The organism is Paenarthrobacter sp. TE3676, from assembly GCF_056279165.1.
The window spans coordinates 62,509-83,642 of record NZ_JBWBQU010000004.1; the positions used below are offsets into that span (position 1 = coordinate 62,509).

19 protein-coding genes are annotated in these 21,134 nt (G+C 62.9%); 12 read left to right on the forward strand and 7 right to left on the reverse strand.

The genetic code is table 11. The features are described from left to right. Window positions 1–69: 69 nt before the first annotated feature. Window positions 70–1,113 carry an NAD(P)-dependent alcohol dehydrogenase gene (locus ACZ881_RS10910; RefSeq protein WP_476115130.1) on the reverse strand — a complete coding sequence of 348 codons (1,044 nt, stop codon included), beginning with the start codon at window positions 1,111–1,113 and terminating at the stop codon, window positions 70–72. A 129-nt stretch (window positions 1,114–1,242) separates the two neighbouring features. On the opposite strand from ACZ881_RS10910, the gene ACZ881_RS10915 reads away from it, so the two are divergent. Further along, the gene (locus ACZ881_RS10915) at window positions 1,243–2,139 is read left to right on the forward strand and encodes a helix-turn-helix transcriptional regulator (RefSeq protein ID WP_476115133.1); all 897 of its coding nucleotides are present in this window, start codon (window positions 1,243–1,245) and stop codon (window positions 2,137–2,139) included. Between the two features lie 15 nt (window positions 2,140–2,154). On the opposite strand, the gene ACZ881_RS10920 is transcribed toward ACZ881_RS10915, so the two are convergent. Further along, window positions 2,155–2,286: a hypothetical protein gene (locus tag ACZ881_RS10920; RefSeq protein WP_476115135.1), complete on the reverse strand. Its 132-nt coding sequence runs from the start codon at window positions 2,284–2,286 to the stop codon at window positions 2,155–2,157. A 224-nt stretch (window positions 2,287–2,510) separates the two neighbouring features. Here ACZ881_RS10920 and ACZ881_RS10925 point away from each other — a divergent pair, with 224 nt between their 5' ends. Beyond that, on the forward strand, window positions 2,511–4,340 hold the full coding sequence (locus tag ACZ881_RS10925; protein ID WP_476115137.1) for an HNH endonuclease signature motif containing protein: 1,830 nt from the start codon (window positions 2,511–2,513) through the stop codon (window positions 4,338–4,340). A gap of 15 nt (window positions 4,341–4,355) precedes the next feature. Here the strand turns inward: ACZ881_RS10925 and ACZ881_RS10930 are convergent, their stop codons facing one another. Both ACZ881_RS10930 and ACZ881_RS10935 read right to left on the reverse strand, forming a co-directional pair. Continuing rightward, a complete protein-coding gene (locus ACZ881_RS10930; protein WP_476115139.1) occupies window positions 4,356–5,615 on the reverse strand; it encodes an RNA polymerase sigma factor in 1,260 nt (419 codons plus the stop codon). A gap of 36 nt (window positions 5,616–5,651) precedes the next feature. Further along, on the reverse strand, window positions 5,652–6,071 hold the full coding sequence (locus tag ACZ881_RS10935; RefSeq protein ID WP_476115142.1) for a YciI family protein: 420 nt from the start codon (window positions 6,069–6,071) through the stop codon (window positions 5,652–5,654). A 188-nt stretch (window positions 6,072–6,259) separates the two neighbouring features. Here ACZ881_RS10935 and ACZ881_RS10940 point away from each other — a divergent pair, with 188 nt between their 5' ends. After that, on the forward strand, window positions 6,260–7,345 hold the full coding sequence (locus ACZ881_RS10940; RefSeq protein ID WP_476115144.1) for a fatty acid desaturase family protein: 1,086 nt from the start codon (window positions 6,260–6,262) through the stop codon (window positions 7,343–7,345). 80 nt (window positions 7,346–7,425) lie between these two features. Here the strand turns inward: ACZ881_RS10940 and ACZ881_RS10945 are convergent, their stop codons facing one another. After that, window positions 7,426–7,995: a hypothetical protein gene (locus ACZ881_RS10945; RefSeq protein ID WP_476115146.1), complete on the reverse strand. Its 570-nt coding sequence runs from the start codon at window positions 7,993–7,995 to the stop codon at window positions 7,426–7,428. Between the two features lie 170 nt (window positions 7,996–8,165). Beyond that, window positions 8,166–9,116 (reverse strand): 5'-3' exonuclease, encoded by a 951-nt coding sequence (locus ACZ881_RS10950; RefSeq protein ID WP_476115979.1) that lies wholly within the window; start codon window positions 9,114–9,116, stop codon window positions 8,166–8,168. 168 nt (window positions 9,117–9,284) lie between these two features. Between ACZ881_RS10950 and ACZ881_RS10955 the strand changes: the two genes are divergently transcribed. From ACZ881_RS10955 to ACZ881_RS10990, 8 genes are all read left to right on the forward strand, one after another. Then, window positions 9,285–11,219 (forward strand): FAD-binding monooxygenase, encoded by a 1,935-nt coding sequence (locus tag ACZ881_RS10955; RefSeq protein ID WP_476115148.1) that lies wholly within the window; start codon window positions 9,285–9,287, stop codon window positions 11,217–11,219. Window positions 11,220–11,494: 275 nt separating this feature from the next. Then, complete coding sequence (locus tag ACZ881_RS10960; protein WP_476115150.1) at window positions 11,495–12,625, forward strand: SWIM zinc finger family protein; 1,131 nt, start codon at window positions 11,495–11,497, stop codon at window positions 12,623–12,625. Continuing rightward, complete coding sequence (locus ACZ881_RS10965) at window positions 12,622–14,064, forward strand: DUF5691 domain-containing protein (RefSeq protein ID WP_476115153.1); 1,443 nt, start codon at window positions 12,622–12,624, stop codon at window positions 14,062–14,064. The genes ACZ881_RS10960 and ACZ881_RS10965 overlap by 4 nt, the downstream gene beginning before the upstream one ends. Next, the gene (locus ACZ881_RS10970; RefSeq protein WP_476115155.1) at window positions 14,061–15,167 is read left to right on the forward strand and encodes an ATP-binding protein; all 1,107 of its coding nucleotides are present in this window, start codon (window positions 14,061–14,063) and stop codon (window positions 15,165–15,167) included. Before ACZ881_RS10965 ends, ACZ881_RS10970 begins: the two co-directional genes overlap by 4 nt. Before the next feature lie 3 nt (window positions 15,168–15,170). Continuing rightward, window positions 15,171–17,492 (forward strand): DUF5682 family protein, encoded by a 2,322-nt coding sequence (locus tag ACZ881_RS10975; RefSeq protein ID WP_476115157.1) that lies wholly within the window; start codon window positions 15,171–15,173, stop codon window positions 17,490–17,492. Beyond that, a complete protein-coding gene (locus tag ACZ881_RS10980) occupies window positions 17,489–18,727 on the forward strand; it encodes a VWA domain-containing protein (protein WP_476115159.1) in 1,239 nt (412 codons plus the stop codon). The genes ACZ881_RS10975 and ACZ881_RS10980 overlap by 4 nt, the downstream gene beginning before the upstream one ends. Before the next feature lie 54 nt (window positions 18,728–18,781). Then, the gene (locus tag ACZ881_RS10985) at window positions 18,782–20,089 is read left to right on the forward strand and encodes an MFS transporter (protein ID WP_454810816.1); all 1,308 of its coding nucleotides are present in this window, start codon (window positions 18,782–18,784) and stop codon (window positions 20,087–20,089) included. A 17-nt stretch (window positions 20,090–20,106) separates the two neighbouring features. Beyond that, window positions 20,107–20,652, forward strand: a complete 546-nt coding sequence (locus ACZ881_RS10990; protein WP_476115162.1) for a dihydrofolate reductase family protein — start codon at window positions 20,107–20,109, stop codon at window positions 20,650–20,652. Here ACZ881_RS10990 and ACZ881_RS10995 read toward each other — a convergent pair. Further along, entirely contained in the window at window positions 20,635–20,760 is a 126-nt protein-coding gene (locus tag ACZ881_RS10995; protein ID WP_476115166.1) for a hypothetical protein, read from the reverse strand. The genes ACZ881_RS10990 and ACZ881_RS10995 overlap by 18 nt on opposite strands. A 143-nt stretch (window positions 20,761–20,903) precedes the next feature. Between ACZ881_RS10995 and ACZ881_RS11000 the strand changes: the two genes are divergently transcribed. Further along, window positions 20,904–21,128 carry an amidohydrolase family protein gene (locus ACZ881_RS11000; RefSeq protein ID WP_476115981.1) on the forward strand — a complete coding sequence of 75 codons (225 nt, stop codon included), beginning with the start codon at window positions 20,904–20,906 and terminating at the stop codon, window positions 21,126–21,128. Window positions 21,129–21,134 lie beyond the last annotated feature (6 nt).

The following is a 21,134-nucleotide window of genomic DNA, read 5'->3' on the forward strand; positions in this document are numbered from 1 at the left end:
AGGAAAGGCCACGCCCCATTAACGGGGGCGTGGCCTTTCTCATGATGCTGCTCTAGGGGTGCTGTGCATCTAGCCGATAGTGGAGGCGTCGATGACAAAGCGGTAGCGGACATCGGAGGCAAGAACGCGTTCGTAGGCATCGTTGATCTTGCTGGCCGGAATGACCTCGATCTCGGCGCCAAGGCCGTGCTCCGCGCAGAAGTTCAGCATTTCCTGGGTTTCGCGGATACCGCCGATCGCGGAACCGGCGAAGCGGCGGCGACCCATAATCAGCGAGAACACGTTGACCGGCAGCGGCTCGGCGGGCGCGCCAACGTTGACCAGCGTGCCGTCGAGCGTGAGCAGCTGCAAGTAGGCGCTGATGTCGATGGAAGCGCTGACAGTGTTGATGATGAGGTCGAAGGTGCCGGCGAGCTGTTCGAACGTGGCGGGGTCGCTTGTGGCGTAATAGTGGTCCGCGCCCAACATGAGACCGTCCTCCATCTTCTTCAGCGACTGCGAGAGCACTGTTACCTCGGCACCCATGGCGTCGGCGATCTTGACGGCCATGTGGCCGAGTCCGCCAAGGCCGACGACGGCAACCTTCTTACCGGGGCCGGCGCCCCAGTGGTGCAGAGGCGAGTAGGTGGTGATGCCGGCGCACAGCAACGGTGCGGCGACGTCGAGGTCCAAACCTTCCGGGATGGTGACGACGAAGTCCTCATTCACCACGACGCTGCTGGAGTACCCGCCCTGCGTGATGGTGCCGTCGCGGTCAACGGCGCCATAGGTGCCCACGTTTCCCTGAAGGCAGTACTGTTCCTCACCGGCAAGGCAGTTCTTGCACTCCTTGCAGGAGTTCACCATGCAGCCGACGCCTACACGGTCGCCCACCTTGTGCTTGGTGACATCCGAGCCAACCCCGGTGACGATGCCGGCGATTTCGTGGCCCGGGGCCAAGGGGTACTGTTGAGGGCCCCAGTCACCGCGAACAGTGTGGATGTCCGAGTGGCAGATGCCGGCGAACTTGATATCGATGTGGACGTCGTTCGGACCGACCTCGCGACGTTCGATGGTGGTCAGGGTCAGGTCGCCCGTGGCCGAGGGGGCAGCGTAAGCGTTAGCGGTAGGCATGTTTCTCCTGCGTGGTGAACGTTGTTGGATGTTTCCATCTAACCTCCTTTCCCTGAGTGAAAGGAGTTACTGCTGTTAGGGGTAATGACAGGGACTCCCTCAGCGGGCCAAAGGTCATACCGTTGAAGCATGGACAACCGGACAGAGACGCGCGATTTCCTCTCCACGCGACGGGCGAAGATCACGCCTGAGCAAGCGGGACTGGCCGCCTACGGCGGCAACCGCCGCGTACCGGGCCTCCGCCGCGGCGAAGTTGCCATACTGGCCGGAGTCAGCGTGGAGTACTACACGCGCCTGGAGCGGGGAAATCTCGCAGGCGTCTCGGAAAGCGTCTTGGAATCCCTGGCGAACGCCCTGCAACTCGACGACGCCGAACGCGCCCACTTGTACGACCTTGCCCGCGCTGCAAGTGAAGGTGGCAGGTCACGACGCCGGCCGGTACGGAAACAGGTCATCCGGCCTGGCGTGCAACTCACCCTCGATGCGATCAGCAGCTCCCCTGCCTTTATCCGCAACGGTCGCCTGGATCTTCTGGCGACAAACGCCCTGGGGCGTGCTTTGTACTCGGATATTTACGATAGTCCGGCCGGGCCGCCCAATCATGCCCGTTTCCTTTTCCTCGATCCTCGCAGCAGGGATTTCTACACGGAGTGGGAACGGGCGGCTAACGACACAGTGGCCATTATGCGGACCGAGGCGGGCCGCGATCCCTACGACCGGGGCCTCAGCGATCTGGTGGGTGAGCTGTCCACGCGCAGCGAGGAATTCCGGGTTCGTTGGGCATCCCATAACGTGCGCCAGCACTACACCGGGAAGAAGCACTTCCGGCATCGGATAGTTGGCGATCTGCATTTGTTGTACGAGGCCCTTGAGCTGTCCGCCGATGCCGGTTTGACCCTAACGGTCTACAACGCGGAACCCGGCACGGGTACGGCGGATGCCCTGCAGCTGCTCGCAAGCTGGGCCGCGACGACCCTCGCCATTCCTGAGGATGCCGGGGACCTCCGAAACATTCACAACAAGTAATCCAGCCATCAACTTCTACTCATTCGTCAACTTCACGCCGGAGGGCAAACGCTTCACGTCACCGACGGGGTCTGTTTGGTGCAGGCGCGCGGTGGTGAGGTGCAAGTGGTCCAGCATGGCGTCGTCTCGGAGCCGTCTGTGAGGCACGCGGTTTCCCACATGGCCAGGTGACTCATGAAGTGGTCCGGAGCCGCGCCGTGCCAATGCCATGCGCCGGGCGGCGTGTAGACGGTTTGGCGCTGCCCACGCTGTAGGCATCCGACGCCAGCATTTTCCGTTGGTTACCGCCGAATGCCCTCTTCTTTGCCGTCATACAGGAGGGTCATTGCAGAGGAGCTAATAATGTCAGAGCTCCATGACAGGGTTGGTTTATGGGAGCAATCGGGCAGGTCGTGGCACGGCGGGCGGGTTCGCCGCGCGTCGATGCCCTGCTGCGTCAGCGATCCCTGGGCGTCCCTGTCCGGACGGCCACATTGAGGGGTTCGACGGCGGCCGACACCCTCGCGGGTAGCTCTCGAGGCGCTGGGCTGCTTCCCGGATTGGAGTCATTGAGCGGCTTACCGGAGTTCAGCACCGGTGACGGCGTGAAATCCTTGGATGCTGTGCCTGGTTTGCCTTTAGTCTTGGCCGCTGACATCAAGCGCAGAGCAAGTCTGATCGAAGGCGGCCGGCCTTCACCAGGTGCTGTGGGCGAGCCGCTTGAGCAGGCGAGCGAAGCCCTGGGGTCGCTTCGTGAATCCGTAGTCGATGAGGCGCGGTTGTTTGGTTTTGTTGAGGCTGCCGATTTCGCGGGCAGGGTCGAGGAGATCTCCCGGTCGTTGGAGTACTTGCAGGTCGTCGCGGCGCAGGCGGTGGAACGGACCCGGAAAGAAGCACAGCAAGCGTCGCCGGGGGCGTCCGAGTTCGGGGCCGGGCCGGGATGGCGGACGGGGTGGACTGAACCAGAGCCTGGATCCGAAACCCCGGCAAGTTCTGTGAACGCGGCGATGTCCTCGGAAGTTTGCAGTTCCCCAGATGCGGCTACAGCGGCCGCCGATTCAAAAGTGAGCCCTTTGGATGACGGGTACCGGACTGCCGCTGAGTTCCTTCGGGCCCGGTTGCGGATCAGCGTCGGGGAAGCCCGGCGCAGGCTCGCCCTCGCGGCCGATGTCCTGCCCCAGACCGGAATCGCAGGGCAACAGATCCCGGCCCGGCGCGAAGTCCTGGCCGACGCCCTCGCCTCCGGCGACCTGCCTTCCCGGTCCGCGACGATCATCAGCACCGCCCTGGACACTGTCCGGCAACTCACCGATAAGGACACCATCACCCGGATGGAACACGCCCTCACCACCACCGCGATGGAATCCGACCCGGACTTCGTCACCAAAATGACCAAACGCTGGACCGACGTCATCGACCAGGACGGTACCGAACCATCCGAGGAAGTTCTCCGCCAACTCCAAGGCGCGTTCCTCCGCCGCCGACGCCGCCACGGACTCCACCACCTCGAAATCTTCGCCACCGCCGAACAATACGAAACCCTCACCACCGCCATGAACACCGCCACCAACCCCAGACTCACCACCGGCACCAATCCCACCGGCAACAAGCCCACCGGCCCGGACCTGGACCGCCGCAGCCGGGCCCAGAAACTCCTCAACGGCCTCGTCGGAGCCTGCGCCCTGGCGATGACCACCGGGAAACTGCCCTCCAACGGCGGCCTCCGACCCCAACTCACCGTCACCATCGACCACCGCGACCTCTTCAAACAAGTCAACGACCACCAACAACTCAGCACCGGCACAGCAACCTTCACCGGCCCGATCCACCCGAACACCATCCGCAAAATCGCCTGCGACGCCGACATCATCCCCGTCCTGCTCGGAACCGACTCCCGCGTCCTGGACATCGGCCGCACCACCCGGATCTTCCCACCCCACATCCGCAAAGCCATCACCGCCCGCGACGGCGGCTGCGCCTTCCCCGACTGCACCATCCCCGCCCCCTGGTGCGAAGCCCACCACACCACCTACTGGTCCCACGGCGGCACCACATCAACCAACAACGGCACCCTGCTCTGCAGCCACCACCACCACCTCATCCACAAAGAACAATGGCGCATCGACATCACCACCGGAGTCCCCTGGTTCATCCCCCCACCCCACCTCGACCCCCAACAAACACCACGACGCAACCACCACCACACACCCCAGAGAACATAGAGATGTCGTGATTTGTCAGCTCTGCTGGTCTGCCAATTCTGCGATCTTCCGCTCCAGCGCGCTCCGTTCGGCGGCGTTCGAACACAGGCTGAGTGCTTCGACGAGGGCTGCCTTGGCCTCCACGAGACGGCCCAGCCGGGCAAGGAGTTCGCCTCGCACTGTCTGCACGAGGTGTGAGCCATGTAGCTCACCCCTGTCTGCAAGGGCTTCCACGAGGTGAAGCCCTACGGCCGGACCCGCAGCCATGGCAACCGCGACTGCATGATTCAGTTCAATGACAGGCGATGGAACCAAACGCCCCAGTGCCTCGTACAGGATGACAATTCGTTGCCAATCCGTGTCCTCTGCTGCCCGCGCCACCGCGTGGCATTCCGCAATGGACGCCTGCAATCCGTAGGCGCCAAGACCGCGGCCGGCCGCCACCGCCGTCGAAAGTGCCGCCCGGCCCCGGCGTATCGCAGACTGGTCCCACCGGCGCCGATCCTGGTCTTCGAGAAGGACAGGCTGACCGGCTGCGTCGAGCCTGGCTGGGAAACGTGCAGACGTCAGTTCCATCAGGGCCAAGAGGCCAAAGACTTCGGGCTCAGGGGCCAGCCGAACCAAAACCCGTCCCAGACGACGTGCTTCGCTGGCCAGTTCCGTGCGCATCCACGAGTCACCACCGGACGCAAAGGCACCTTCCGAGAAAATCAGGTAGAGCACCTGCAGCACTGATCCCAGCCGCTCCGGTATATCAGTTTTCTCGGGCACCACAAACGGCACGTGTGCCGCCGACAAGGTCTTCTTGGCTCGTGTAATACGGGCTTGGACGGTGGGAACGGGGACCAGGAACGACTTGGCAATCTCCTCCGTGCCCATACCGCCCACAACCCGAAGAGTCAGCGCAATTCGCGACTCTTTGGACAACACGGGATGGCAGGAGACGAACATCAATGCGAGGACGTCGTCATCGATGGCATCCGGATTGAACAAAACGTCCATGCCCGGTTCCTCCTCTGACAGGTCACGGGCCAGCAGGGCGTACTTGTCGTCGCGAACAGCACGCCTCCGGAACGAATCGATTGCCCTGCGCCGGCCGGTAGTCAGGAGCCAGGCCGCCGGCTCTGCGGGGATGCCGTTGACGGACCAGGACACGAGAGCCTCTGCCATCGCTTCCTGTGCCAGGTCCTCTGCCAAAGTAAAGTCGCCGGTATAGCGGGCAAGGGCGCCGACGATGCGGGCGGATTCGCTCCGCCACACCGCTTCGACGGCGGCCCTTGCCTCATTGCTGCTCACGCCGGTCGTTGATGACCGGGGTTCCGGCGGCGAATCTCAGAGCTGGCCGGTCTGCTCGCGCCATGCGCGTTCCTTTTGAATCCATTCGTTGTCCTGAGGGAACTCGTCAATGCTGGTGACGCGACGGATTTCGGTCTTGGTACCTGCAGTCATTGGCGCACGCTTCGCCCATTCGATGGCTTCCTGCTTGGAAGCTACGTCCAGGATGTAATAGCCGCCGAAGAGTTCCTTTGTTTCACCGTAGGGCCCGTCAGTGACCACCGGGGTTTCACCGGTGAAGTCCACCACCACTCCGTCCTTGGCGTCGTCCAGGCCTTCGGCGGCCAAGAGGACTCCGGCGCGGATCAGCTCGTCATTGAATTTGCCCATTGCCTCGAGGATCTCGTTGAAATCGATGTTCTCCAACTTGGCGTAGGAAGCGTCGTCTGCCCGCATAATCAACATGTATTTCGCCATCTGACTCAATCTCCTGTGTCGTGGAAAGCCGCCCTTCGACCTTCTCATCCATAGGTCGAACCGCGCGAGCAGAAATCGACAACCGGTTGAAAACAAATTCCTGGCTCTTTGTTGGCGTCACCGGCGTACCCTGAAGGGACGGTGGGAAACGATTCTGTTGAGTCCACCGGTAAGTGGTTCGAGGCATCATGGCACCGGAACGTTCGTCCGATGGAATTCAGCCGGACCGGGGTGCCGCCCGGACGGTCCTTTCGTACTCCGCACTCCTGAAGTCTGTACGTAGTGCCGGACTGCTGAAGCGCCGCAGAGGGTTTTACATCACGGTCTTTGTGATCCTGATGGTGGCGTGGGCGGGAACTTGGAGTGGGTTGATTTTGCTGCGGGACACTTGGTTCCAGCTTCTTATTGCGGCGGGAATGGGCGTGGTCCTCACCCAGTTCGCGTTCCTGGCCCATGAAGCCGCGCATCGGCAGGTGTTCAAGTCCAAGGGAATGAATGAGTGGTCCGCGCGGCTAGTTGGTACAGGCCTGGTGGGTATCAGCTATTCAATGTGGGCGCAGAAACACACCCGTCACCACAACTTTCCCAATGTGATCGACAAGGACCCGGATATCCATACCGGAGCAATCGCGTTTCATCCCGAAGCGGCAAGCTCGCGCCGGGGGGTGATGGTTCATGTCACGCGCAAGCAAGGCTGGTTGTTGTTTCCCTTGCTGTTCTTCCTGGGCGTCAGCCTGCACATTGATTCCCTGAAGTATCTGCTGCACCAGAGACAAGTCGATCACCGCTGGGTGGAGATCCCTGTCATCATGCTTCGACTCCTCGTGGTTCCGTTCCTGGTTTTCTCGTTGCTGCCGTTAGGTATGGCGTTCGCTTTCCTCGGAGTTCAGTTAGGTGTCTTCGGTTTCTATATGGGCGCGTCTTTCGCCCCAAACCACAAAGGCATGCCAATACTGCCCGGTTCAACCAGGGCAGACTTCCTCAACCGTCAGGTGCTCACTGCCCGGAACATCTCCGGTGGCCGGTTCATGGACACGCTGATGGGCGGACTGAACCGGCAGATTGAACACCACCTCTTCCCGGACATGCCTCGCCCCTACCTGCACCGCGCGTCCGGCATCGTGAAGGAGTGCTGCGGCGAACTGGGCATTCCTTATACCGAAACCAGTTTGTTGGCGTCTTACACGGCGGTAGTGAAGTACTTGGATGACGTCGGACTCTTCGCGGGTGAACCTTTCGAGTGCCCGGTCATGGACCAGTTCCGGCCGCGATAAGGGCTTCCCGGCGCGCCGCGATAAGGATCCCCCGGATACGTCCGGGGGATCCTTATGTGGACGGCTTTCGCGCAGTGGTCTTAGTGCCCGCCTCCTCCGATGACACCGGCTTCAACGGCTTTGGTCACGGCATCAGCTTCGGCTTGTGTGAGCTTGCCGTCCGTGACCGCCTTGTCCAGCTTGGTCTTCAGGGCCGCGGAACGTTCAACTTGGCCCGCGGCTCGGATTTCTTCCAGTGCAGCGGTGACCTTGGCTTCGTCTACGCCCAATGCTTCAGCGAGCGATTTCGCCAGGGCGGCATCCTGTGCCGTACGGTCCGGCTTGGTTCTTTCCGCTCCTTCGGCGGGCGGCGTGGTGGGTTTGTTTGCCTCACGGAACGCCTTCAAGGCTTCGGTTACCTTGGCCTCGTCCACACCGAGCTTGGTGGCCAATTCAGCTGCTAATTGTCCCCGATCGCGTCCGTGCCCGCCAGGCTTTCCCCCACGATCTGAGGGGGTGGTTGCATCCCCGGACGACGTGGTGCCAGGGGTCGACGTAGCGCTCGGCGACGGCGTGGTGGCCGCCGTCGCGATGCTGGTTGCACCAAGTCCTGCGCCTAGTGCCAGAGCTCCGGCTGCCATGCCCAGGCTGATTCTCTTGATTTTCAACATATGCCTCTCCTCAATGAGCCGCTAGTACGGCTGGTGTCTGAGGGACGGTCAACGGTTCCGTCCTGTTAACACGATGAGAGACCCACCACAGCCCCGGCTGTTTCGAACCTGTCATTGGGCTGTGAAAATGAACCGGTTTCTGTGAGGGCTGTCCTCAGCGGACGGCGGGCTCAGCGGCCGCGGTCCAGCGCGTCCAGCAACCTCTTAACCGATCCGCCCAGATTCCAGTCCTTGGCCAGTTGCTCAAGTTCAGTGCGAGCCTCTCCTGTGACGGGGCGCAGTTCAGCGCCTGCTTCTTCCAGCGTCGGCACCTTCAAGTCGCGCACGACATTCACGACGGCGGGCGCCACCTTGAGATAGTCAGCCGCCGCGGACAGCTTGGCCCGGACGGAAGCCGACAACCCGCCGTCGGGGGCTTCCGCCGCCTCAAGAAGTCCTTGCAATGAACCGTGCGTGCCAAGCAACGACGCCGCCGTCTTTTCGCCGATGCCGGCGACTCCGGGCAGCCCGTCGGAGGCATCGCCCCGGAGTGTTGCGTAGTCGGCGTATTGCTGGGGCAGGACACGGTACTTGCCCACCACTACGACGTCGGTGAGGACTTCCAGGTTCTTCATGCCGCGCGCCGTGTAAATGATGCGGATCCCACGGTCGTCATCCACGAGCTGGAAAAGGTCGCGGTCACCGGTAACCACGTCCGTCGGGAAGGTCGCCAGGCTCGCATAGGTCCCTATGACGTCATCAGCCTCATGCTCGTCAACTCCCACCACAGCTATTCCGGCAAGGTCCAATACTCGGCGGATCATGGGAATCTGCGCCTCAAGCGGGTCAGGGACAACCTCTACATCCGGACCATCCGCAACGATCTCCGCGACCCTGTGCGATTTATAGCTGGGAATCAGGTCAACGCGCCATTGCGGGCGCCAATCGTTGTCCCAGCAGGCGACCAAGTGCGTGGCTTCGTAGTCGGTGGTGAGGCGGGCGATCATGTCCATCAGTCCCCGCACTGCGTTCACGGGCGTTCCGTCGGAACGGCGGATTGAGTCGGGCACACCGTAGAAGGCGCGGAAATACAAGGAGGCAGTGTCCAAGAGCATCAGGCGCGGCATACCTGATCCTGACATGCCCATGGTTCAATCCGCCGGAAGCTACACAAGGTTCCGTCATATGGCTCTTCAAGGACTTGAACACGGGTGTGAGCCGCATTACGATTATCTGAGCGATAATCGAACACGTTGTTCTATTATCGAACACCCGCAACGAGATAGCCCACAAAGAAGTGAGGAAAGCCTGTGCAGTTCCACCACCACGGTTACGTATCCGGTGACCCTCGAGTCGAGCCGGCCGACGGCGTCGGAATCAACCGCCCAGCCGAGCTTCCCGACGAAGTTGACGTCCTAATCGTGGGCACGGGCCCGGCGGGCATGCTGACCGCGGCACAGCTATCCCAGTTCCCTGACGTCACCACACGTATCATTGAGCGCCGCCCCGGGCGGTTGGCCATCGGCCAAGCCGACGGCATCCAAGCCCGCAGTGTCGAGACTTTCCAAGCCTTCGGCTTTGCAGAGCGGATCACGGCCGAGGCGTACCGCATCACGGAAATGGCGTTCTGGAAGCCGGACCCGGCCGACCACTCCCGGATCGTCCGGGCCGCTCGGGCAGTGGATGATCCCGCCGGGATCAGCGAATTCCCTCACCTGATCGTCAACCAGGCCCGGGTCCTGGACTACTTCGCAGAATTCATGGCCAACTCCCCCACACGCATGACACCGGACTACGGCTACGAGTTCCACAGCCTCAACGTCACCGGCGAGGGCGACTACCCGGTGGAGGTGACCCTTGGCCACACATCCGGGTCCAACGAAGGCCAGGAACGGGTCATTCGCGCCAAGTATGTGGTGGGCGCAGACGGAGCGCGCAGCAAGGTCCGCGAGTCCATCGGGTGTCACCTCGCTGGCGACCAAGCCAACCACGCATGGGGGGTCATGGACGTCCTTGCCGTCACCGACTTCCCTGACATCCGCACCAAGTGCGCCATCCAGTCCGGCGCCGGCGGCAGCATCCTGCTGATCCCCCGCGAAGGCGGCCACCTGTTCCGCATGTACGTCGACTTGGGCGAAGTCAACCCCAATGACAAAGGCGCCGTGCGCAAAACCACTATCGAACAGATCATCCAGAAAGCCAACGACATCCTTCACCCGTACACCCTGGACGTGCGCAACGTGGCCTGGCACAGCGTTTACGAGGTAGGCCACCGGCTCACGGACAGGTTCGACGACGTTCTGCCGGAGGAGCGCGGTACGCGCACCCCGCGGGTGTTCATCACCGGCGATGCGTGCCACACCCACAGCGCCAAAGCCGGACAGGGCATGAACGTGTCCATGCAGGACGGCTTCAACATCGGCTGGAAACTCGGCCACGTCCTCGAGGGCCGCAGCCCCGAAAGCCTGCTGGATACCTACTCGGCTGAACGCCAGGTAGTGGCGAAGAACCTCATCGACTTCGACAAGCAGTGGTCCACGCTGATGGCCAAGAAGCCCGAAGAATTCGAAGACCCCGCAGAACTGGAGACTTTCTACACCAGTACCGCCGAGTTCCCGGCAGGTTTTATGACCCAGTACGCCCCCTCAATGCTGGTAGCGGAGGCACGGTATCAGGAGCTCGCCACGGGCTTCCCTGTGGGTAAACGCTTCAAATCGGCTCCCGTCCTGCGGGTCTGCGATACCAACCCCATGCACCTTGGGCACCACGCCAAAGCGGACGGCCGCTGGCGCATCTATGTCTTCGCTGACGCGGCGCAGGCTGGATCCCAGGGACCGGTGGCGGACTTTGCCGAGTGGATCGCGAACTCGCCGGACTCGCCGCTGGCCGCGACGCCGTCGGACGCTGACCGTGACGCTTGGTTCGACGTGAAGGTGATCTACCAGCAGGACCACACCAACATTGATATCAGCGCTGTACCTGCAGCGTTCAAACCCACCGTAGGGCCGTTCAAGCTCACCTACCTTGAGAAGGTCTTCGGCACAGACCCCAACAACGACATCTTTGAGCTCCGAGGCCTCAGCCGCGATGGCGTGGTTGTAGTCGTTCGGCCGGACCAGTACGTCGCCCACGTGCATCCGTTGACAGCGACAGCTGAACTCGGCAACTTCTTTGCCCCGCTGCTGTCAGCAGGGCGTACTGAGGTCACGGCGAAGAAGCCGGGCCTGGTGAGCAATCAGGCGTAGCAATCAAGGCTACGGGCGGGAAGTCGAGGCCATCCTCCCCGCCCGTGCCAGCGCCACACCGTGACTGCTGTTCTATAGTGTCGGAGTCGTCAGGCAGAATGTGATTCATGGGGCGTTGGAGCGAAGAGACAGTAATGAAGGCCGCCCCGGACTCGTCCTCGCTTGCAGCAGCACGGAAACTTGCGCATCCCGGCCCGTGGTCCGACTCAGGCAGCAACGATGTCCTTGTATGGGGAAAGTGCCAAGGCAGCGGGAAAACGCCATATCAAGTGAGCGTGGACATCATCGCACCCGCCTACCGGTGCTCGTGTCCCAGCCGGAAGTTTCCCTGCAAGCACGCATTGGCACTGCTGCTTCTTTGGTCCCGGGGCGAGGCAGCCGAGGCCGGAGCCGCCACCGCTGATTTCGCAAAGGAATGGGCCGATCAACGGGCCGATCGTGCCACGGCAAAAGAACGGCGACAGGCCGAACAACCCGTTGATCCGGAAGCACAGGCAAAACGGCTCGCCGCCAGGCTCGCCCTCATGGATGCCGGGATCGATGATTTCTCGCGCTGGCTAACGGACCTCGTACGAACCGGACTTGCCGCTGCCCGCAATCAGCCATATTCCTGGTGGGATGGCGTGGCAGCCCGCTTGGTGGACTCCCAGGTTCCCGGTTTGGCCGAACAAGTGCGGGAAATGGCATCCCAAATCCACGGCAGGACGGACTGGGCAGACCATCTTCTCCTTCACGCGGGCCGGTGGTGGGCCCTGACAAAGGCCTGGGCAGCAAGAGACGCACTCACACCGGACGAATTCGCTGACGTCAAGGCTGCCCTCGGCTGGGCCACGGCGTCTGCTGACGTACAGGACACCGAGTCGCTGGTGGGCCCGTGGCTGGTGCTCGGAGCCCACCGCAGTGACGACGGACGCGTCCAGCAACAACGGACCTGGCTTCGCGCACCCGACGGCACGACGGTTGTCATTCTGGACTTCGCCGGACAAGGCCAGGGGCTGGCTGCGCCGCAACTCGCGGGAGCGCAGCTTGATGTCACAGTTGCCCGTTACCCCGGCTCAGCGCCACGGCGTGCATTGTTCACCGGACCCATCACCCCGCAGGGCGTGGCCACAAGCCTCGGCACCGGTTACAGCATCCGGCAAGCGCTCGAACAGGAGTCAGCAGCAGTCGCGCGCTCGCCGTGGCGGACCAGGCATCCGGTGATGCTGGAAGGTGTCACCGTCAACCCGCAGGGCATGGGGTGGGTGCACGATCCGAGTGGCGACGCACTTCCCTTGGTGGATGCTCCCCTCGACTCCCTGCTGGCACTGACAGGTGGCCATGCTGCGGATGTTTTCGGAGAACTGGAAGATGGCCGCCTGCGTCCGCTGACCGTCGTCGTCGATGGAACGGTGGTGACCCCATGATCTGGTTGGCAGAACTCCGAACAGCGGCCTTGGTGGGAACCGCTCGGCACGACGCCCCCGAGCCGCCCGTCGCGCTCGGTTTTCGTGCGCCGGATAACCTGAGCCGCGAGGAATCCCTGCTGGATCAAGCAGCACTGGCCGACGCCGTTACCCGTGCGTCCCGGACAGCATCGTCAGCCCCAGCCACCGGCCTGGCTTCGCCTGCCCCCGCTGACACGGAGCCCCAAGCCAGCGGCGAGGCCGCCCGGCTCTTGGAGCTATTGCTGAACCAGCCGCCCGTGAGGCTTGAGCTGAAAACCCAGCTGGTACTGGACTGGCTGGGGTTTGCCGAAGAATCACGACGGCGGGTCCCTCACCGGCTGCTGCCGGCGTTGCTCAATTTGGCGGAGACCAGATCCGCTGTTTTCAGGAGTCTTGAACCGGCAATCGGAACCCGTGGCCGCTGGTTGCAAGAACTCAAAAGTCCGTCCTCACACGAACCGGCAGAAGAATGGTCTGAACTTGGGAGCGCCGCCGCTGCAGTCGAGCTGGACCGGCTAAGAGGCCGTGACCCGGCAGCTGCGCGCGAGCAGCTCCGTGGGCACTGGACGTCGCTCAGCGCCAGGGAACGCGCGGGCAACCTGGCGCTGTTTGCCGGCAACCTCGATGACGACGACGAAGGTTTGCTGGAACATGCCTTGGACGACAAAGCGAAGAGCGTACGGGACGTTGCGCTCCGGCTCCTCGACCAACTCCCCGGGAGTGCGCGTGCGGGCCGCATGGCCACCCGGCTCCTACCCCTGCTGCACGTCAAAGGGCTCCTGAACAAGCGCCTGGACATCGATCTCCCTCCGGCCCCTGACCAAGAGGCACTGCGCGACGGAATTCCCGCCGATCCTCGCAGAGGTGAACCTGATCGGCTTGCACGGTTGGATGTGATCATCCGTGGCGCACCGCTTGAGGTTTGGACATCGGTATCCGGCCGGAACCGGGCGGGCACCGCGGCCCTGCTGCAGGGCGAACCGCGCATCATGGAAGCGTTGATCGCCACCACTGCCGCCCGCGAAGATGCTGAGTGGGCACGCGCGCTGCTGACTGTCAGGACGGACAGAAGGCTGCTGGGTTGCCTCCCTCCCGACGAGCGGGAACATTGGCTGGTGAGGCATGTCCGGGAAAGCGGCGACGAACCGCTGACGCTGGCTCCTCTACTGCAGGACGTGCCGCAGCCTTGGTCCGCGCCGTTGGCGGAAGCGGTACTGACAGTGATTTCCGGCAAGGACGGCGGCCGCTTGGCAGCGACGCTGGCCGCAGTCCTTCCAACCGCCCTTCCGCCGGCTGCCACCGAACAATGCCGGCAACTTTTGGCACGAACAGACGACGACGCCGTCCGGCGCCGGGTGCTGCGCGATGCCGTCCAATACCAATCATTCAGACAATCCCTGACGGAGGCTTTCAGATGACCGATGCCCAGAATGCAGCGGAAGTTCTTCGCGCCCACGCCGAGAATGCGTATGCCGATGAGCTCAGCGCCCTGGCCGCTGTTGATGACCGCCCCCGTCCGCCCAGTTGGCGTCTCTCCCCTTGGGCTGTCACCACCTACATCCTCGGTGGGACGTTGGCCAATGGGGCCGTGATCACTCCAAAGTATCTGGGCTCCGAACGCTTGGTGGAAATCGCCGTGGCGTCACTGGCCACGGACCGCGCCCTGTTGCTGCTGGGCGTTCCGGGAACCGCGAAAACATGGCTTGGAGAGCATCTGGCCGCAGCGATCTCAGGCTCGTCCACTCTGGTGGTTCAGGGCACTGCGGGTACACCGGAAGAAGCCTTGCGTTATGGGTGGAACTATGCGCGTCTGCTCGCGGATGGACCCTCCCGTTCCGCCATGGTCCCCGGTCCCGTCATGCGGGCCATGAAGACGGGAAGCCTGGTGCGCGTGGAGGAACTTACCCGTATCCCCTCCGATGTGCAGGATTCCCTCATCACCATCCTTAGCGAAAAGACCCTGCCCATTCCCGAGCTCAACGAGGAAGTCCAAGCACGGAAGGGCTTCAACGTGATCGCCACCGCGAACAACCGCGACAAAGGCGTCAACGACCTCTCGTCCGCCCTTCGCCGCCGTTTCAACACTGTGGTCCTGCCGCTCCCGGACAGCATCGACCAAGAGGTGGAGATTGTGACTACCCGTGTTCGCAGTCTCGGTGAGTGCTTGGAGCTGCCGGCGGACTTGGCTGCACTTTCCGAGATCCGGAGGGTGGTCACTGTCATGCGCGAACTGCGGTCCGGCGTAACCCAGGACCAGCGCACCACCATCAAATCGCCATCGGCTACGTTATCCACGGCGGAAGCTATTTCCGTGATGACCAACGGCCTCTCCCTGGCGGCGCACTTTGGAGATGGCACCGTCCGGGCGGACGATGTAGCCGCGAGCCTGGTGGGCGCAGTAATCAAGGATCCTGTCCAGGACCGCGTGATCTGGCAGGAGTACTTGGAGACCGTCGTCCGGAATCGGCCTGAATGGAAAGACCTCTACCGGGCCTGCCGCGACCTCGAATCGCCCAACTAAGTCATGACAGACGTCCACATTCTGGGGATCCGCCACCACGGTCCTGGTTCGGCCCATTCCGTTGCTGAAGCCTTGGCAGCCCTTCGGCCTGATCTGGTGTTGGTCGAAGGGCCGCCCGAACTTGACCAGGTCATCCCGCTGGTCACGGATCCGGACATGGTTCCGCCGGTCGCCGGGCTGATTTACGCTGTGGACGAGCCCCGTTTGGCCTCCTTCTACCCGATGGCCGGTTTCTCGCCTGAATGGGTAGCAATCCGCTGGGCCCTGACCACCGGTAAGTCCGTGCGTGCCATCGACCTGCCTGCTGCACACACCTTTGCGCTCCGGGTAGCGGAGGAACGTGCATTATCGGCTTCGGTGGAGGATGACCCCATCGCCGCCACTGAGGACGACGGCGGCACCCCCGACACTGTCGAGGAACCTCCAGCTGTCCCGCAGCAGGCTTTCCGGCCCGACGCTATCGGGATGCTGGCCGAGGCTGCGGGGTACAGCGATGCTGAGCGCTGGTGGGAGGACGCGGTGGAACACAGGAACTCGGACCCTGTTGAGCGGTTTGATGCCCTCCTCGATGCGATCTCGGAAATCCGCGGCATGGATCAGCGTCCCGCTGACCATCCTGACGTGGTGGAGAACAATCGCCGGGAAGCTGCCATGCGGCGCATCCTGCGGGCTGCCATGCGGGAAGGGCATGAACGCATCGTTGTAGTGTGCGGTGCCTATCACGCACCGGCATTGGTACCCGCCGGTTTTCCTTCAGCTTCGGCCGACAACAAGGTACTCGCCGGTTTGCCGAAAGCGAAGGTGGCCGTCACCTGGGTTCCCTGGACCTCGAATCGGCTCAGCTTGGGCAGCGGATACGTCGCAGGGGTCACTGCGCCGGGCTGGTATCAACACCTGTTCGCACATTGGATGGGGAACGATCCCACGAGGGATGTGGCAACCACTTGGCTGGTTCGGGTAGCCCATGCGCTTCGTAAAGAGAACCTGGATGCGTCCACTGCGTCGGTGGTAGAGGCCAGCAGGATGGCTACCGCGTTGGCCGCCGTTCGCGGAAGGCCCAGCCCTGGCTTACCTGAATTGGACGACGCCGCGCAGACTGTTCTTTGCGACGGTTCTCCCCTGCCGCTGGCCCTGGTTCATCGCGACCTTACTGTTGGCCGCGAGCTGGGGAACGTTCCGGACTCTGTGCCAACCCTCCCGTTGGCCGCCGACCTCGCCGCTACCCAGCGCAAGCTGCGCATGAAAGCCAGCGCCATGGAAGAAGTCATGGTCCTGGACCTGCGTAAGCCGAACCAGTTGGCACGTTCGGTGCTTCTCCACCGCCTTGCGCTGCTGGGGGTGGACTGGGGTCAGCCAACGGACACCGGCCGGACCACCGGCACTTTCAAAGAAGCGTGGACCCTCCTGTGGAAGCCTGAATTGGCTGTTTCGGTGGTGGAAGCCAGCCGCTACGGCACCACCGTTGCCTCAGCCGCAAGCACTTTCGTCTCGGAGCAGGCGCAGGCAGCCGAAGGCCTGCCGGTCCTTGGCAAACTGCTGGAAGGCTGTCTCCTGGCCGAACTGCCCGACGGTATTGCCGGCGTCGTGTCCGTCCTGGCGGAACGCACCGCACTTCAGCAGGACACTGCTCCCCTTTTGGAAACCATCGCCCCCTTGGCCCGCACTTGCAGGTACGGCAACGTTCGAGCGGTAGATGTGAGTGATGTTCGAAAGATCCTCGAAGCTACGGTGGTGCGCGCCTGTGTGGGACTGCCCACGGCCTGCGCCGGCTTGGATGACAATGCTGCTGGCGCGATGCGTCGGGCCATTGATTCGGCGCAGGATGGTTTGGCCCTGCTGGCTGAGCTGCCGTTGGATGACTGGCATGCAGCGCTTGCCGCAGTGGCCCGGTCAGACACCATTCATGGTGCGGTGGCTGGCCGGGCCACCCGGCTTCTGATGGACGCGGGGTTGGTGGAAGGAGACGACGTGGCGGCACGTCTTAGTCGACGCCTCTCCATCGCCACGCCCGCGCCGGAAGCCGCTGCGTGGCTGGACGGTCTGCTGTCCGGGGACGCCACATTGCTCATCCACGATCCGCGCCTCCTGCAGATCGTCGATGACTGGGTGGAGGGTGTGGGCGACGAAGTGTTCGAGGACGTCTTGCCATTGGTCAGGAGGACGTTCTCGGCTTTCAGCAGGCCTGAGCGGCGGGAAATCGGCGAGCAGCTAAGCCGGGTCGGGTCTGACGGCACCAGCGCGGAAGCCATCAGCATGGACCTGGCTGGAGCTGGCCCGGCAATACAAACGATGGCAGGAATTTTGGGATGGGAGGCGATCGCATGACGGGTACTTCCGACCAGACGGATGGCTCAGGCACGGCCGATGGTTCCGGCAATGCTTCCGCCGGTGCGGGCCGGGACCGGTTGAGCCGGTGGCGTCTGGTACTGGGCGGGCAGGACGCGGACGGCATTTCAACAGAGGACGGTGTCCCCGTCCAACTATCCGATGATGATGTTAGACGGGACCAGGCGCTGGAAGAGCTCTACGGTGGCGGGTCCGGGCAGCGTGGAGGGCTGGGGTCGTCGAGTCCACGCGTGGCCCGCTGGCTCGGGGATATCCGCGGGTACTTTCCCTCCTCAGTGGTCCAAGTGATGCAGTCTGATGCTATGGATCGGCTCGGCCTGAGGCAGTTGCTGTTGGAGCCGGAGATGCTGCGCACTGTACAGCCGGACATTGGCTTGGTGAGCACCTTGGTGGGACTGGGGCGGGTGATCCCCGAAGAGTCCCGGGAAACCGCCAGGTCAGTCGTTCGTCGGGTCACCACGGAACTTGAGGAACGGCTGCGCGCCAAGACGATCCAAGCAGTCTCAGGTGCCCTCAATCGTTCCGCCAGGACCCGCCGCCCAAGGCACAGGGATATCGACTGGAACAGGACCATCGCCGCCAACCTCAAGCATTACCAGCCCGAGTACCGCACGGTGGTGCCTGAGCGGCTGCATGGCCATGCAAGGCGCAGCACCGAGATTCAGCGCGAGATTATCCTGTGCATTGACCAATCAGGATCAATGGCTGAATCCGTGGTGTACTCCAGTGTCTTCGGAGCAGTTCTCAGCTCTCTGCGGTCCGTGAGCACCAGGTTAGTGGTTTTTGACACCGAAGTTGTAGATCTCACGGACGACCTGGATGACCCCGTGAATGTGCTGTTCGGCGTACAGCTGGGCGGCGGGACCGACATCAACCGAGCCCTTGCCTACTGCCAGGATCAGATAACCAAGCCCGCCGAGACCATCCTTGTCCTGATCAGCGACCTTTATGAAGGCGGCATAGCTGAAGAGATGCTGCGTCGAGCCGCGTCAATTGTGGGTGGCGGGACCACCATGATTGCTTTGCTGGCGTTGAGCGACAGCGGCCATCCGTCCTTCGATTCACGTCATGCAGCGGCTCTGGCCGGCATCGGCGTGCCGGCTTTCGCGTGCACACCGGATCTCTTTCCGGACATGATGGCTGCGGCCATTGAGCGCCGGGATGTCAGCGAATGGGCAGCCTCCCAAGACATCCCCACAAGTCACGAAACGTAGTTCTCCATCCACGGAGCTCTGGCGGAGGACGGGCAACGGCGCGAGAATTAGCTGGTGGTCCCTCCTCGCACCGGCGAGGGCGGCGACACCCTGAATGACGCCGCCCGAAAGATCCAGCGCGTCTATCTGACATTGACGCTGGGCAATACCGTTGCGGCCTCCTTCATCTGGGGAATCAACACCCTGTTCCTGCTGGATGCCGGTTTAAGTAACCTGGAGGCGTTTGCCGCCAACGCCTTCTTCACCGTAGGCATGGTGCTGTTTGAGGTCCCTACCGGAGTGATCGCCGACGGGTGGGGCCGGCGGGCGTCATTCCTGCTGGGAACGGTGACGCTGGCCGTGTCCACTTATCTGTACTTCGTGATGTGGCAGATCTCCGCGCCGTTCTGGATGTGGGCTGTGGTCTCGGTTCTCCTGGGTCTCGGCTTTACGTTCTTCTCCGGTGCTGTTGAAGCATGGCTCGTGGATGCCCTGCGTTTCTCGGGCTACGAAGGCGGGCTGGAGTCTGTGCTTGGCCGAGGCCAGATGGTGCAGGGTGGCGCGATGCTCGTGGGCTCAGTAGCAGGAGGGGTGATTGCCCAGGCCACCAATCTTGGCGTGCCCTTCCTCCTTCGTGTGCTGGTGCTGCTCGCCATGTTTGCGGTGGCCTTTGGACTCATGCACGACGTCGGCTTCACGCCTGAGCGTTCGACGCATCCCCTCCGCGCGACACGGGCGGTGCTATCCGCATCGATCGAGAACGGCTTGAAAAACCCGCCCGTGCGTTACGTGATGCTGGCCGCCCCCTTTAGTGCCGGCGTCGGAATTTACGTCTTCTATGCACTGCAGCCCTACCTCCTTGACCTGTTCGGCGATCCCAGGGCTTATTCCATCGCGGGCTTGGCCGCCGCGATTGTTGCGGGATCGCAGATCCTGGGAGGCTGGCTCGCCCCGCACGCCCGGCAGCTATTCCACAGGCGCACCTCCGTGCTCATCCTTGGAGCGACCGTGGGTGGCGTCATCCTGCTGGTCCTCGGTTTCACGCGTATCTTCTGGGTGGCTCTGATATTGCTCGCGCTCTGGGCCGTCGTCGGTTCTGCCGCCACGCCAGTCCGGCAGGCCTATGTCAACGACATGATCCCTTCGAAGCAGCGGGCCACAGTCCTGAGCTTCGATTCGCTGATGGGCTCCAGCGGCGGCGTAGTTATCCAGCCGGTCCTGGGCCGGGGAGCTGACCTTTACGGCTATCCGGCATCATTGGCCATGGCAGGATTCATTGAGCTCATCGCGTTGCCGTTCCTGCTGGCCAGCCGGAAGCAGGGCGCAGCAGCCGACCGGGCCAGCACAACTGAAACCTCCCCGGACACGGAATCCTTGCCGTGAGTAGGGTGTTCGGGGGCATGGCTGCCAGCTTGGACGGATACATCGCGTCAGAGAACGGCGACCTTTCATGGCTGAACGACGCCATGGCCAAGGACGAGGACTACGGTTTTGAAGCCACCGAGCGCAGAACCGGGGCTTACATCATGGGGGCCAACACCTACCGCGAGGTAGCAACCATGGGCGGCGGCGGGACGAAAGTCCCAACGTATGTGGTCACCCACGATCCAACACTCGCTACCAAGGGCAACACGGAACTCTTCTCCGGCGATCCGCGGGAACTGGTTGCCCGTATCAAGGAAACCATTGGCGTGGAGAAGGACATCTGCCTGTTCGGCGGTGGTCAGTTGGTCACGGAATTCGTCGAACTGGGGTTGATCAATGAGCTGGGTATCTCCGTGATCCCCGTGATCATGGGCGGCGGCGTTCCGTTCTTCGGCAGGGTCAGCCAGTGGACGAAGTTGGAACTTATGGAGTGCCGTCATTACCCGTCCGGAATCGTCCTGCTGAATTACCGGTTGAAGGGCCCGGGGACTGAGGGAAATCGGTCAGCGCAGGGCATCTGAGATTGACTTCGCTCCTCCGTGGCTGCTCTGTCCACCGTCAACCGGCAGGTCCACTCCCGTGACGAAAGCGGCCATGGGGCTCAGGAGGAAAAGCACGACGGCGGCCACCTCCTCCGGCGTCCCGGTCCGGCCCAGCGGGGTTTCGGCAATGGTGGCTCGGCCGATCGGACCACGCCTGGAAGGTTCGCCCTGAGGCGCAGCGGTGCGCCGAACCGCCGTCGTCCTACCTTCAGCGGATCTTCTTCGACTCCCTGACGCACGGGCCCCGCGAGCTGCGCACCCTCGTCGAGGTCGCGGGCCCCGGGCAGGTGATGCTCGGCTCGGACTACCCGTTCGACATGGGCTCCGACAATCCCGTTGGTGAAGTCCATGCGGCCGGTCTCCCCGCGACCGATGCCGCCAAGGTTCTCGCTGGCAACGCTGCTGCCTTGGGCATCACCGCTGCGGCAGCCCTCACCGTCCGCTCCAGAGCGTAAGGAAAA